Source organism: Pseudomonas sp. 3A(2025) (assembly GCF_054589175.1).
This window is the reverse complement of the sequence record NZ_BAAILM010000113.1, coordinates 469,387-483,405: the sequence shown is the minus strand read 5'-3', so window position 1 is coordinate 483,405 and position 14,019 is coordinate 469,387. Positions and strand designations below refer to the sequence as shown.

11 protein-coding genes and 1 pseudogene are annotated in these 14,019 nt (G+C 60.8%); 8 read left to right on the top strand and 4 right to left on the bottom strand.

All coding sequences use genetic code 11. The annotated features are described in order from the left end of the window. Positions 1 to 132: 132 nt before the first annotated feature. A complete protein-coding gene (locus ACYP2A_RS28820; protein ID WP_459749833.1) occupies positions 133 to 765 on the bottom strand; it encodes a methyl-accepting chemotaxis protein in 633 nt (210 codons plus the stop codon). A gap of 2,015 nt (positions 766 to 2,780) precedes the next feature. Between ACYP2A_RS28820 and ACYP2A_RS28815 the strand changes: the two genes are divergently transcribed. The 3 genes from ACYP2A_RS28815 (at position 2,781) to ACYP2A_RS28805 (ending at position 5,513) form a co-directional block, all read left to right on the top strand. Beyond that, complete coding sequence (locus tag ACYP2A_RS28815) at positions 2,781 to 4,085, top strand: MFS transporter (protein WP_459749326.1); 1,305 nt, start codon at positions 2,781 to 2,783, stop codon at positions 4,083 to 4,085. Between the two features lie 331 nt (positions 4,086 to 4,416). Continuing rightward, entirely contained in the window at positions 4,417 to 4,620 is a 204-nt protein-coding gene (locus tag ACYP2A_RS28810; RefSeq protein ID WP_459749832.1) for a response regulator transcription factor, read from the top strand. Between the two features lie 182 nt (positions 4,621 to 4,802). Beyond that, positions 4,803 to 5,513: a hypothetical protein gene (locus ACYP2A_RS28805; protein WP_459749325.1), complete on the top strand. Its 711-nt coding sequence runs from the start codon at positions 4,803 to 4,805 to the stop codon at positions 5,511 to 5,513. 16 nt (positions 5,514 to 5,529) lie between these two features. Here ACYP2A_RS28805 and ACYP2A_RS28800 read toward each other — a convergent pair whose 3' ends face one another. The 3 genes from ACYP2A_RS28800 to ACYP2A_RS28790 form a co-directional block, all read right to left on the bottom strand. Further along, positions 5,530 to 6,624: a diguanylate cyclase gene (locus tag ACYP2A_RS28800; RefSeq protein ID WP_459749324.1), complete on the bottom strand. Its 1,095-nt coding sequence runs from the start codon at positions 6,622 to 6,624 to the stop codon at positions 5,530 to 5,532. 138 nt (positions 6,625 to 6,762) lie between these two features. Further along, positions 6,763 to 7,317, bottom strand: a complete 555-nt coding sequence (locus ACYP2A_RS28795) for a DcrB/PsbP domain-containing protein (RefSeq protein ID WP_459749323.1) — start codon at positions 7,315 to 7,317, stop codon at positions 6,763 to 6,765. A gap of 76 nt (positions 7,318 to 7,393) precedes the next feature. Beyond that, positions 7,394 to 8,434: a LacI family DNA-binding transcriptional regulator gene (locus ACYP2A_RS28790; protein WP_459749322.1), complete on the bottom strand. Its 1,041-nt coding sequence runs from the start codon at positions 8,432 to 8,434 to the stop codon at positions 7,394 to 7,396. 98 nt (positions 8,435 to 8,532) lie between these two features. On the opposite strand from ACYP2A_RS28790, the gene ACYP2A_RS28785 reads away from it, so the two are divergent. The 5 genes and pseudogenes from ACYP2A_RS28785 (at position 8,533) to ACYP2A_RS28765 (ending at position 13,444) form a co-directional block, all read left to right on the top strand. Beyond that, complete coding sequence (locus ACYP2A_RS28785; protein WP_459749321.1) at positions 8,533 to 9,711, top strand: Gfo/Idh/MocA family protein; 1,179 nt, start codon at positions 8,533 to 8,535, stop codon at positions 9,709 to 9,711. A gap of 23 nt (positions 9,712 to 9,734) precedes the next feature. Further along, on the top strand, positions 9,735 to 10,676 hold the full coding sequence (locus tag ACYP2A_RS28780) for a sugar phosphate isomerase/epimerase family protein (protein ID WP_459749320.1): 942 nt from the start codon (positions 9,735 to 9,737) through the stop codon (positions 10,674 to 10,676). A gap of 86 nt (positions 10,677 to 10,762) precedes the next feature. After that, a complete protein-coding gene (locus ACYP2A_RS28775) occupies positions 10,763 to 11,689 on the top strand; it encodes a sugar ABC transporter substrate-binding protein (RefSeq protein ID WP_459749319.1) in 927 nt (308 codons plus the stop codon). A gap of 189 nt (positions 11,690 to 11,878) precedes the next feature. Next, positions 11,879 to 12,160: pseudogene (locus ACYP2A_RS28770) on the top strand (PAS domain-containing protein); the annotation flags it as partial. Positions 12,161 to 12,418: 258 nt separating this feature from the next. Next, entirely contained in the window at positions 12,419 to 13,444 is a 1,026-nt protein-coding gene (locus tag ACYP2A_RS28765) for a methyl-accepting chemotaxis protein (protein WP_459749831.1), read from the top strand. The last annotated feature ends 575 nt before the right edge of the window (positions 13,445 to 14,019 follow it).

The following is a 14,019-nucleotide window of genomic DNA, read 5'->3' as shown; positions in this document are numbered from 1 at the left end:
GTAGGAGGCAGCTCTGCTGGCGATTGCTGCGGTACAGGCGCAGCAGATGTGCTGATTTTACTGGCCTCATCGCCAGCAGAGCTGCCTCCTACAGATCCGTGTTGCCCTAAGGGGTCCTACGAGAATTGGGGGTTATCCCACTTTGCTCACCTCGAACTGGCCCACCAGTTTCTGCAGTTTGTTGGCGTTCAAACGTACGATCTCGGCGCTGTTTTGCAGGCCGGTGACGGTCTGGCGCATTTCGCCGCTGGCCACATCGACCCGTTCGATGGTCTTGCCGTAGACCATGCTGCGTTCGCTCAGTTGCTGGATGATGGTGATCATGCTTTCCACCTCTTGATGCAACTGGGCGTTTTCGCTGGAGGCGTCGACGCTGGTGCGCAGGTGGTTGTCGACGTCCTGCACGCCGCTTTCCATGAACGCCACCGCTTCACGGGTCTCGTTTTGCAGGCCTTCGACCATCTGGCGAATTTCGTCGGCGGCGCCGGCGGTGCGCACGGCCAGTGAGCGCACTTCATCGGCCACCACGGCAAAGCCCCGACCATGCTCGCCGGCCCGCGCCGCTTCGATGGCCGCGTTCAGCGCCAGCAGGTTGGTCTGGTTGGTAATGTTGGTAATCAGGCTGATGATGGTGCCGATCTGCCCCATGCGCGCATCCAGCGACTGCACGCTGGACGCCGAGCGTTCGACCACATCACGAATCGACTGGGTGCCGACCCGCGCCGCCTCGAACTGCTCACGCGCACGGCGCACCACATCGTCCATGGCCAGGCGGGTCTGTTCGGCGGTCATCGAGGCTTGCTGAATCTCGCCCAGTTGCCCCTCGACGATGCTCATCATGCGGTTCACCGCCTCGGTCACCTCGGCCGAGGTGTGGCTGGCTTGCTGGCTGCTGCCGAGCATCTGCGCGTTGGTCTTGCCCATGCTGTGCGATGCGTGGATCACCTGGCCGACCACGGCATCCAGTCGGTCGATAAAGCTGTTGATCCAGCGGCCCATGTCACCGGTTTCATCGTTGGCCATGCGCGAGGCATCCAGCCGCTGGCGCAGGTTACCTTCGCCCTCGGCAATCGTGCGGATCACCTCGGTCATGTCGTTCAGGCGCGTGGCCAGGCGTTTTGGCCCCAGGGCGCAAAACGTCATGGCAGTGGCGATCACGGCCAGCACTTGCAGGCCGTCGATCATCCACGGGTTCAGGCCGCTGTAGTTCTGCAGCAGATGATTGACGGTAAACAGTCCGCCCAGTGTCGCCAGGTACGGCTTCATCAGCCCATGGCTGAGCGAGCGGCGTCGGTAGACCTCTTCAAGGTCGGCTTCGCACATCATGCCCCAGCGATCCAGCGAGCCGGGCAACTGGAACGTCACGCCCTTGCCGATCACCGGGATGTGCCGGTAATCGGCGTAACCCGGATAGGTGACAAACAGGTTGGCACCCTGGCGAATGGTTTCGCGCACGCCAGGGTGCAACTGGCCGGTGGCCGGATCGGTGAAGCGCAACTCCAGCTCGGTGTGCTGATTGACGCGCACGGTGCCCCAGTCGGTCTTGACCCCGCTCTTGAGGTTGTCGCCATGGGTGAAGGCATTGTCTTCGAAGCGGCTGCGCGACAAGGCTGTGCCCGGCGCAATGCCCGGCTCGAACACCGCCTTGGCCATGAACAGGTAGTTGTCACCGGATTCGGGGTACACATGCCCGGCCTCGCGCTGGATCAGGTCGCCCAGCACATCGTTGGGCACCCGGCCGCACACGCAGCCCAGCACGCGCCCGTCGTGCACCAGCGGCTGATAGAACATCAGCGTCACTTCATCGTGAAAGCGCGACGACGACGGGCCGATCTTCAGGGTCAACGGGTCGTTGTACGGGCCATGCAAAAACGGCTTTGCCAGGCCGTGCGCCAGCGCTTCGCTGTATTCGTGGCGGCCGTTGCGTTGGGCCCAGGTCGAACAGAGTACGGTGCCAGCCGGGTCAACGACAAACAGTTCGGAGAAGTCCCGTGCCTGGCTGAGCTTGGTTTGCAGCAAGCCCGCATCGAGGTGATCCAGCGTGTCACCGCGCAGTTGCGTGCCCAGTTCCTTGAGGTGATCCCAGTATTCCTGCGCCCAGTGTTGCAGCAGGCGTACGCGGGTGTCGGCGATGGATTCAAAGGTGCGCTCGACCACCGGATAAAACGAGCGATTGAGCCGGCACGAGCGTCCCAGGGCCAGTTTTCCGGTTTTGCCGAACCAGGGCAGCCAATGCTTTTCAGTCGCAGAGAGATGCATGGATTCACTGTATAGGGTCATGCCAATACCTTTTTAGCCGAACATCAGATAGCCATCACTAGGCAAACTCCGCGCCAGAGGCTCTGCTCCAGATCGATTACGGAGATGTGATGACTAACGAGTGGCCTGTCACGAGGATGAAACAGGCAGCAAAGGCCGGGTCTTGACCGTTCGTCGGGGTAAAAGGGGCTGCTTTAGGACGGTGTCGTTGGTGAAAACGATCGGGTTGCTACTAATTGAAAAGGGGTTAGCGAGATGGAGCTATTTTGGTGCGAAATCAGGCTTAATGCTTTCAAAATAGGCATTCTGTCGGTGCGGTGAGGCAAAAAATCATCAGCAAATGTCGCTTTTAGAAATGCAAAAAATATTCTTGTGAGGAAATGCGATGTGATCGCCCTGATGTGGTGCGATTTTTTGCCCTGCTTTGCTCCGTCGTGATGATGGCGGTACGGTCCAGCTTTGCTATCCTTCGCGCCTTTCGAGCGCCGGGCGCTCTTTACTGTCACGTTTCGGGGTGCCCAATGACGGCCACTGTTCGACCACGTCCCCAACCCTTTTCCCGCTCCGACTACCGGACCCTGGGCCTTGCGGCGCTCGGTGGAGCTCTGGAAATCTACGACTTCATCATCTTCGTCTTCTTTGCCCTGACCCTGAGCCAGCTGTTTTTCCCGCCCGAGATGCCCGAATGGCTGCGCCTGCTGCAAAGCTTCGGGATCTTCGTCACCGGTTATCTGGCCCGGCCACTGGGCGGCATCCTGATGGCGCATTTTGCCGACCGCCTGGGACGCAAGCGGGTGTTCAGCCTGAGCATCCTGATGATGGCCTTGCCATGCCTGTTGATCGGCCTGATGCCGACCTATGCGCAGATCGGCTACTGGGCGCCGTTATTGCTGCTGGGGTTGCGCATTCTGCAAGGTGCGGCGGTGGGCGGCGAAGTGCCCAGCGCCTGGGTATTCGTCGCCGAGCACGCCCCCGACGGCCATCGCGGTTATGCGCTGGGCGTGTTGCAGGCCGGCCTGACCTTCGGTTATCTGCTCGGCGCACTGACCGCCACCTGGCTGGCGCGGGTCTATACACCTGCAGAAATTCTCGATTACGCCTGGCGCATTCCGTTTCTGTTGGGCGGCGTGTTCGGTGTGGTCGGGGTGTGGTTGCGCCGCTGGCTGAGCGAAACCCCGGTGTTCATGGCCATGCACGCCCAGCGTGAAGACATGAAGCGCCTGCCGCTGGGTCAGGTACTGCGTGAGCATCGTCAGGCCCTGCTGCCGGCAGCGTTGCTGACCTGCGTGCTGACCTCGGCGGTGGTGGTGCTGGTGGTCATCACCCCGACCGCCATGCAGCAGCGTTTTGGCTTTAGCGCCAGCCACACCTTTGCCCTCAGTGCGCTGGGCATCGTGTTTCTCAATATCGGCTGTGTGCTGGCCGGCCTGTTGGTCGACCGGATCGGCGCGTGGCGCAGCGTGTTGATCTACAGCCTGCTCCTGCCGCTGGGTATCGGCGTGCTGTATGCCAGCCTGATCGAACAATGGCTGGCGCCGGGCATTGCCTACGCCATTGCGGGACTGTGTTGCGGCATCGTCGGCGTGGTGCCGTCAGTGATGGTCGGGCTGTTTCCGGCGCGTATCCGCGTCTCGGGTATCTCCTTCACCTACAACATTGCCTACGCCCTCTGGGCCAGCATCACGCCGTTGCTGCTGATCGGCCTGATGCCCTGGAGTCCTTGGGTATGCGTGGCGTACTGCATGGTCATGGGCTTGGTCGGCCTGCTGGCCGCGGTGGTGTTCGGGGCCCGGCAGAACCTGGCCGTCGAGACCGGTGCGGCCTGATGAGATGAGCGAAGGGATCCAAATGTAACAGCAGATTGTAATTAATCAGGCGCAAGTTTATCTTGCGCCTGATGCGTTTCTAATGCGTGAAAAACGGTCTGGCTAATAACTCCATGCGCGTGTTGTGCATGGCATAAGCGGCTGTGTGGGATATGGATAATAATGTGTAGGGATCTATCTTTGTTGTATGTAGGAATTGTCTACTTTAATAAATAACAGACAAATCGATTCGTCAGGCATGAATAAAGCCGGGGTGGATCATGAAGATTATTCAAGTCAGGAAGTCGTCGGTGCGTTAAGCCAGAAACACGGAAAAAACAGAGGGAACATCATGGGCGTGACGAGCCGGGAGCGGCAGGTGTTGAGGTTGCTGTTGCAGGGGCGAACCAACAAGGAAATCGCCGAACAGCTGAGAATCAGCGGCTATACGGTGCGCGACCACGTCTCGTCGTTGCTGCGCAAGTGTCAGGTCAAGAGCCGCACAGAGCTGGTCGGGCATTGCACGGGCGGTGTGCTGGCGCCGCCTTTTACTTGACCCCCTACATCTGTCGGATTGTGCGGCGCTGGAATACTTACATAATTGGCATGTCGCCCGATCAAGGGCGTTACTCAATATAACCACAAGAAAGTCACGATGCCGACAGGCTGTCATCGGTGTTCAGGGACACCGGCAAGACGTTGTCGTGAACTTTTATCTGTCTGACAAGGAACTCATTCATGGCGATAAGTCTTGAACAGCGGTCACAGCTATACGGCTCTTTTTCGAGTGCAGTCTCCGACGCTGACTGCCTGCTGGCATTTAGAAAGTTATCGCAGCGCCAGGCAAGGATGTCGGCCAAGAAACTCAACGAGCTGCATGATCGAATACTGGGCCCCAAGGGTATTTTCGTGCGCCTCGGGCGCGGGCTTGAGCAACTGGGGCGCCAGACGCCGTTGCTCGATGACATGGCGCAGTTGTGTGGGGCTGAACGTCGCACGCAGGCAGACAGGGCGATGTGCTATGCACTGGATTATCACAACCGGCGCAACGTCTCCTGGAACCCCTACCGTTCGGCCAGTCGCGAGCGTTTGTGCTGGATGATCTACGACAAGAGCGCGCCGTTCATTGTGGTCGAGCGCTACGTGGCGCTGCTGGCTTTGCACCAGCGTGACAGCGTGTTCTTTTCGCGCCTGATCGAGACCACCCGCGGCAGCGTAGAGCGGCGCATCATGTTTCGTGGCTTGCTGGAACATCATGACGCGCTGCTGCCGGTCGAGCGCAGTGTCTACCCGGCCACCTACCGCGCCGCGCAGCAAAGCCATCTGGAGCGCGAAGAGGCGGTGTATGGTCCGCTGAAGCTTGATCAGCCAGTGTCGAAGCTGCTGGAAGCCAGTGGCCCGAAAAGACTGCTCAGGCGTGTTGTCGCCCAACTGGTGCTGGCTCAGTAGGCGCAGGCGCCAGGGCTCAGACCATGTGCAGCGCCGGCGGTTGTTCCCTGGGGTTATCTGCCGAGGCGCCGACCACCCGATTGCGCCCGCCGCTCTTGGCGGTGTACAGCGCCTGATCGGCCGCGTGCAGCCACATCGAGGCGTCGGTGAAATGGCTATCGAAGGCCGCGATACCGATGCTCAGGCTCACTTTGAGCTCCGGCAGTCGGGCGTCACAGTGTTTGTCTACGCGTTGGCGCAGGCGTTCGAGCATGGCCACGGCCTGATCGAGGCCGGTACCGGGCAAGATCAGGCAAAACTCGTCGCCGCCATAGCGTCCGGCAAGGTCGGTTTCACGAATATCGTCGCGCAGCGCCTGGCTGAGGTGCTTGAGCACCGCATCGCCGACAATATGCCCGTACCGGTCGTTGATGGCCTTGAAATGGTCGATGTCGATCAACGCCACGCAGCAGGGGCGTTGCAGGCTGCGCACCTTGCTGAACTCGATCTGCAGCAGGTCTTTCCAGGAGCCGTGGTTGATCAGCCCGGTCAGGCTGTCGGTGCGGCTTAGCCGGCTGAGAATCCTTTTATGCTCGCTCAGCTGGCGGGCGACCTTGTAACCCATCCAGCCGACAAAAATCGGGTAGATCACCAGCAGTGGCAGGCAGGCGTAAATCTCCAGCGACGTGCTTTGCAACTGTAGCGGCGGCGACACCAGCACAAAACACAGCAGCGCACCGAGCAGATTGGCCAGCAGCCCCTGGCTCATCAGGCGCAGCCCGTTGGCGGCGATATTCTGCATGGCCATCATCGCCAGGATGGCGGCACTGGGGACCACGCTGAAGCCCATCAGGGCGGCCCATACACCGCCGGCAAACGAATCGCAGAGCATATTGCGCAGCTCGGCCTTGTACGGGTTGGCACTGCGCCGCGCCCACTGCCAGGCCAGATGTGGCCATACATACGCATGCAGCACCAGCAAGGCCCAGACCCAGAGAGGTTGGGGGTGAGGGTAAAGCGCTGCTGCCACACACAACGAACCGACGAGCAGGCCAATGGCGCGCGGCAGATAAATGCGCCGCGCAAATGACAGTCCCTTGCCCTGACGAACATCCCCTCTTTGATTTTCCATAATTCCTACCGGATCTTTCGTACTGCCCGGTCAGAAAAAGACTGCCTGACCGCCGGAAAGAGTTTCGCCTGTGGTCAGGAGCATGGGAAGGGCTTGAGGCCATTATTCTTGAACTATTGGATCAAGAGCCGGTCGGGCTCACTCGCCGATGACCGTCTTGACCGCCGCTTCGTGGGCTTTGGGGTCTTTGGCGCTGGAAATCACATTGAGCACCGCCGAACGTTTGCCCGAGGCGGCCAGGAGTGTCGTGCTCAACACCTCGGCGCCGCCGAGGGTGGCCGACGCGTCCAGCTGCCGCACGCCCAGGCCATTGTGCTTGACGATGCGCTGCTCGCCCAGGCGCTGCACATTCTCATAACTGCTGCCTTGCTGGGTGAGGGCGGCGGCAGTCAGTTCGTCGAGCACCTCGGCGTCGTCGTCACTGGCCTCGACCCCGACCGGAATCGGCGTTTCGGTGACGATCAATACGCGTCTTTCGGCCTGATGGGTGTACATCGCCCCGCTTACACCTTCGGCCCGTGCCTTGGCATCGACTTCCGGCATCTCGTCCTTGACGTAGCCTGCCGGCAAGGTAAACGCCAGCTTGCCACCCAGCAGCGACACCTTGAGGCTGGCAGGGGCTGCCTGCACCGGCATCAGCGTGGTGCTCAGCAGAAGGGCCAGCAGAGCAGATTTGACACGCGGGATAGACATCGCAAAGACCTTGATCGGTTGGGTGCAAAAGGGCGCGCAGTGTGCCTGAATGAGGTCTGGCGTGCCTGCGTAAAGGTTATAAATTCTCGGTCGTCACCACATCGAACGGCAGCAAGCGCACATGCGTGCCGGCGCCGTCCTGATGCCCGGACACGGCTTCGATCAATGCTTCGATCAAACGTTCCCGAGGGTGCGAGAGCACCACATCGGCCACTTCGTCGATCAATGCGGCGCGTGTGGTTTCGGTCAGGTCGGTGCAAATCACCACCACCTCGCGCTGGCGTCCGCTTTCCTGCAGCGCCTGCACCACACCCTCGATGCCGCCGCCGCTGACATACAGGCCGCACAGGTCTGCATGCGCCGCCAGCAAGGCGCGGGTCACTGCATAAGCGCGGTCCGGGCGCTCCAGCGTCAGTTCGGTTTCCAGCACCGTAAAGCCTGCGCCGCGTTCGCGAAACCATGAGCGAAAACTGATCTCGCACAGCTCCTGGCACAGAAAACGATGGTCGCCGATCAACAGCCCGACCTTGCCCGGCGTGCGGCTCATGCGTGAAATCGCCCAGGCGGCGGTGCGCCCGGCCTTGCGGTTATCGATGCCGATATAGCCGGCGCGGCGGGCGGCGGTGACGTCGGTGACCAGCGAAAACACCGGCACGCCTTGCAGGCTCAGCGTGTCGATGGCCTGATTGATCGCGGGATGATCCAGCGTCACCAGGGCGATGGCGTCGTTACGGCTGCCCAGCTCCAGCAACAGCCTGGCGATCTCGTGTGGCGACTCGTGTTCCAGAGTCAGCACTTCCGGCTCGCCCACAATATGCGCAGAGCGCGCTGCCTGCGTACGGATAGTTTTTTCCAGTTCTTGATAGAACGTTGATACCTGCTTGAGCAATACGAACGCCAAGCGTTTTGCCGGGGCAGGCGGCGCCGCTGTCTCGTTCAGCGTTTCAAAAATCTTGAACTTCTCTAGCGCAAAACCCAGCTCAAGTGCCGCACTCAGGACCTTATCTTCAGTGTTCTTGCGCACGGCTGCGCGCCGGTTCAGCACCCGATCCACCGTTGCGACACCAACGCCGGCCACGCGGGCGACGTCCATCATGGTTGGCGTATGACTTGACATCACCGAATACCTCAATATTATCTGTTTATCTATCTTAATTAAATCATAAAAAGATAGATCCTATCATTTCTGCGTTCATAACAACAAGAGGTCAAGCAATGATCAACGGTGAAAAGATTCTCAAGCAACCCCTGCGCTGGGCCATGATCGGCGGCGGCCGACTGGGGCAGGTGGGCTATAAACACCGCACCGGTGCGCTGCGCGATAACACGGCTTATCAACTGGTGGCAGGTGCCTTCGACATCGACCCGGCACGCGGGCTGGATTTCGGCGTCAATCTGGGCGTGGCGCCAGAGCGCTGCTACCCCGACTACCGCGCCCTGCTGCAAGCCGAAGCGACGCGGCCCGACGGCGTACAAGTGGTGTCGGTCGCAACCCCCAACGGCACGCATTTCGAAATCACCAAGGCTGCCCTGCAAGCCGGCCTGCACGTGATCTGCGAAAAGCCGCTGTTCTTCACCGTTGAAGAGGGCGAAGAAATTCGCGCCCTGGCCCACAGCAAGGGCCTGATCGTCGGCGTGACCTACGGTTTCTCTGGCTACCCGCTGTTGATGCAGATGCGCGCCATGGTCGCTCGCGGCGACCTGGGCGAAGTGCGCATCGTCGACCTGCAATACACCCACGGCTTCAGCGCCACCGACAGCGCCGACAAGCAGGTCGAAGCGCAGAAATGGCGCATCGACCCCAAAGTCGCCGGCCCATCGTTCGTGCTCGGCGACCTGTCGACCCACACCTACTACATGTCGCGGTTGATTTTGCCGCACCTGAACATCACCGAAGTGCTGTGCGACCGGCAGAGTTTCATCAAGGCCCGCGCCCCGCTGGAAGACAACGCCCGCTGCCTGATGCATTACGACAACGGTGCGGTCGGCACCCTCTGGGCCTCGGCGGTCAACGCCGGGAGCATGGACGGCCACCGCATTCGCATCGTCGGCGCCAAGGCCAGCCTGGAATGGTGGGAAAACCACCCCAACGAACTGCGCTACGAAGTGCAGGGCCAGCCCGCGCAGATCCTCAACCACGGCATGCCGTACCTGGACGACGACTGCAACGCCTACAACCGCCTCGGCGCGCTGCACACCGAAGGGCTGTCGGAGTCGTGGGGCAACATCTACCTGAAAATCGCCCAGGCCATCGACGCGCGCATTCGTGGCGACGAAGCGGCCCTGGCCGCCCTGGTGTACCCCGACATCGAGGCCGGCATCGACGGCATTCGCTGGATTCAGAGCTGCGTGCGCTCGGCAGACGCCGGCGCGACCTGGGTTGCTTTCCAATAACAACAAACCAAAGGACTCGAATCATGAAACTCTCTTACGTCACCGACAGCCTCGGGCACCTGCCTTTTGAACAGATGCTCGACACAGTAGGCGAGCTGGGCATCAGCGCCGTGGAAATGACCACCGGCGGCTGGTCCTCGGCGCCGCACCTGCGCCTCAATGAACTGCTCGAAAGCGCCGAAAAACGCCGCCAGTTCCGCAATGCGCTGGACAGTCGCGGCATCGAGCTGTGCGCACTCAACGTCTCCGGCAACCCGCTGGACCCCGGCAAGCTGGGCGCCACCCACCGCGATGTCACCGAGCGGACCATGGAGCTGGCCGAAGAACTGGGCGTCAACAAGGTCATCATGATGAGCGGCCTGCCACCGGCCACCGCCGAAGACAAAGTGCCCAACTGGATCTGCTACACCGTCAGCTGGCCGCCGGTGCTCAAGACCTACCTCAACTACCAGTGGAACGACGTCGCCATTCCGTACTGGGACAAACTGGTGGCCAAGGCCACCCGCCACGGCGTCGACAAGATCGCCCTGGAAAACTTCAGCAGCATGCTGGTCTACAACCCCGAAACCCTGTTCCGCCTGCGCGACGCAGTCGGCCCGGTGGTCGGCCTCAACCTGGACCCCAGCCACCTGTTCTGGATGGGCGCCGACCCCATCGCCTCGGCCCGCGCCCTGGGCCCGGCGATTCATCACGTGCACGGTAAGGACTCGCGCCTGGAGCGCGGCCTGGTCGACATCAACGGCCTGCTGGAGACCAAGGAAGTCACCGACACCGTGTCCCGCGCCTGGAACTACGTCGCCGTCGGTTGTGGCCATGACCTGCAATGGTGGCGCGAATTCTTCTCGGTCATCCGCATGCTCGGCTACGACGGCCACGTCTCGCTGGAAATGGAAGACCTGACCATGAGCGTCGAAGCCGGCATCCGCACCTCGGTGGATGCGCTCAAGCAGAGTTTGAGTATGTAAGCCGCCCGACAATGGTGGGGCGGGCAACCCGTCCCACCGTTATCCAGTTCGATGATCCGCGCCAATAACAACAAAAGGACACCATCATGCGAATGTTTTACCTGCTGCTCACCACCTGGCTATTGCTGCTGGGTAATCCCGTTCAGGCGCAGTACCGCATCGGCGTCAGCATCGCCAAGGTCGACGATAACTTCATGACCTGGGTGCGCCGCGCCCTGGAAGACGCCGGCAAAAAAGACGACGTGCGCCTGCAGGTCGAAGACGCCCAGGGCGATGTCGTGCGCCAGCTCAATCAGGTACACGGCTTCATCAACCAGAACGTCGACGCCATCATCGTGCTGTTGGTTGATACCGCCGGCGCCAGCAATATCACCCGCGCCGCCACCGACGCGAAAATTCCCCTGGTTTACGTCAACCGCCGCCCCGATGAGCAACAACTGCCCGCCGGCGTCGTCGCGGTCTCATCCAACGACAACGAAGCCGGGCAACTGCAAATGCGCTACCTCGCCGAAAAAATGGGCGGCAAGGGCAACCTGGCAATCATCCTCGGCGACCTGGTGCACAACTCCACCCGTGGCCGAACCCAGGGCGTCAAAGACGTGCTCAAGGACTACCCGAACATCAAGGTGGTCGAAGAGCAGGGCGCCGAATGGCAGCGTGACAAAGGCATGGACCTGACCAGCAACTGGCTGCTGGCCGGGGCGAAATTCGATGCCATCGCCGCCAACAACGACGAAATGGCCATCGGCGCGGCCATGGCCCTGCAACAGGCCGGCAAGGCCAAAGGCGAAGTGGCGGTGATGGGCGTCGACGGCCTGCCCGACGGCCAGGCCGCCATCAAGCGCGGCCTGCTGGCGGGCTCGGTGTTCCAGAACCCCATGGGCCAGGCCAATAGCGCCATGCAGGCCGCGGTGAAAATGATCAAGGGCGAAGCGGTCGAGGCCAATGTGTGGGTGCCTTATACGTTGATCACGCCGGACAACCTGGCGACCTATCAACAGCTATTCAAATAAGCCTCGTCATAAACACGCTTGCGCGCCTTGCGTTGCCAGCGTGTTCGATCAACGTCAGAGCCCGCACCGCTCACAACTCCCTGCAGACTGACTTGCTGACCGGGTTTTCTTCGCTACGCTTGATTTTCAAGTGCCAAACCTTCAAGCGTGCCTGGAAATTTGCAGTTCCATCAGGAGAGGTTGTAGTCGATGCGTTTGAACATGCCCGTCACCCAGAACGAAAGAACCTTTCCTGCCCATGAGCGTTTGATCTCCACCACAGACCTCAACAGCCACGTCACCTACTGCAACGACGCCTTCGCCGCCATCAGCGGCTTTACCCGCGAAGAACTGATCAACCAGCCGCATAACCTGGTGCGCCACCCGGACATGCCGGCCTCGGTATTTGCGCACATGTGGGACACCATCAAACAGGGCAAACCCTGGATGGGCATCGTCAAGAACCGCTCCAGGAATGGCGACTTCTACTGGGTCAGCGCCTACGTCACCGCCGTGTATGAAAACGGCCGCATCGTCGGTTACGAGTCGGTGCGCTCGCTGCCCACCCGCGACCAGGTGCGCCGCGCCGAAGCCCTTTATGCCCGCCTGCGCGCCGGCAAATCTGCCGTGTCGACCAGCAGCAGCGCCGCCCACCACCTGGCGCGGCAACTGCCAATGCTGCTGGCCGCCATCGTATTGGCCGTCGGCAACTACCTGCTTGAAGACACGCCATTCCTGGCCCTGCTGCTGATCGTACTGCTTGGTCTGGGCGTGTACCTTGAAGCCCGCTACCGGCGCAGCCTGCAGAAAACCCTCGACGAACACCCCAAGGCATTTACCAGTGCGCTGGTGGCCCTGACTTACAGCGACAATCGTGGCCCGCAAGCACAACTGGACCTGGCCATGCTCAGTGGCGAAGCCCGCCTGCAAACCGCACTCACGCGGCTGGTCGACACCGGCGAAAGCGTCAAGCAGCGCGCCGGCCAGTCGGCACAGCTGTCCGTGCAACAAGCTCGTTCGCTCGACCAGCAACGCAACGAAACCGACCAGTCGGCCACCGCCATCAACCAAATGGCCGCGACCATTCAGGAAGTGACACACAACGTCCAAAACACCGCCCACGCCGCCGAAGAAGCCGACAAACTCGCCCAGCAAGGCCGCAACCTCGCCGACGAAAGCCTGCTGGCCATCCGGCACATGGCCAACTCGGTCAGCGAAATCGGCAACGCCGTCGGCGAACTGGCCAACGCCACCCAATCGATCGGCAGCGTGGTCGACGTCATCACCTCCATCGCCCAGCAAACCAACCTGCTGGCCCTCAACGCCGCCATCGAAGCCGCCCGCGCCGGCGAACAGGGCAGGGGCTTTGCCGTGGTCGCCGACGAAGTCCGCAGCCTGGCCTCACGCACCCAGTCGTCCACCGAAGAAATCCAGAAAATCATCACCTCCCTGCGCGACGGCGCCGACCGCGCCGTCGCCACCGCCAGCCGCGGCGGACAAATCTCGCAAGAAAGCGTGGCCAGCGTCGAAGCGGTACAACAAGCCCTGGACGGCATCAGCCAGGCCGTGACACGCATCACCGGCATGAGCCAGCAAATGGCCTCGGCGTCGGAAGAACAAAGCCACGTGGCCGAGAACATCAGCCAGCAGATCACGCGGATTGCGCAGCTGTGCGATCAAAGCGCAGGGCAGGCGGAGCAGGGGTCGAAGATCAGTAGTGAGCTGGAAGAGATGGCGCAGTACCTGCACAGCCTCGCAGAACGCTTCAGCCGCTGAGTTTTAGAGGGCAGCGCTGTGTCACTGACACAGCGCTGTCGCGCAGCAAACACGGGACCTGTAGGAGATCACCCGCCGCCTTGGCGCCGCGCTGTCGCGCAGCAAACATGGGACCTGTAGGAGGGAGCTCTGCTCTGGGCCGCATTCGGACGATCGGCTGCGCAAGCAGTCGTAAATGTTCAGCGTTTAATAAAACCTCAAGGCGGTTACACAACGGCTAATCAAATCACTGCTCAACTCAACCGAGAAATACGAAAATCATCGCCGCCAAAATATCAATGGTGACTTCTTGAAGTGTTCTTGTCGGTGTTCATCAAGGGTCGGCTTGTGCTTTATGATTTGTAAGTCGATGGTCCTGCGTTTCCACCAAGGCCTTAATCTACACCGCGTTGGCAGCGCCATGACTTGAAAAGCCAGAAGGGCTATTGGAGCGAAAACTCGAAGATTCTCTTCTGTTTGCTTGTCAAAGAAGTCACTGTCTGGGGCGCCTGTAATGGTATGGATTGATATCAAAATAAAACTGTATGCACTCAGTCCCCAGCGTCTTGCAGGTGTGCAATATTTGCCGGATGCTT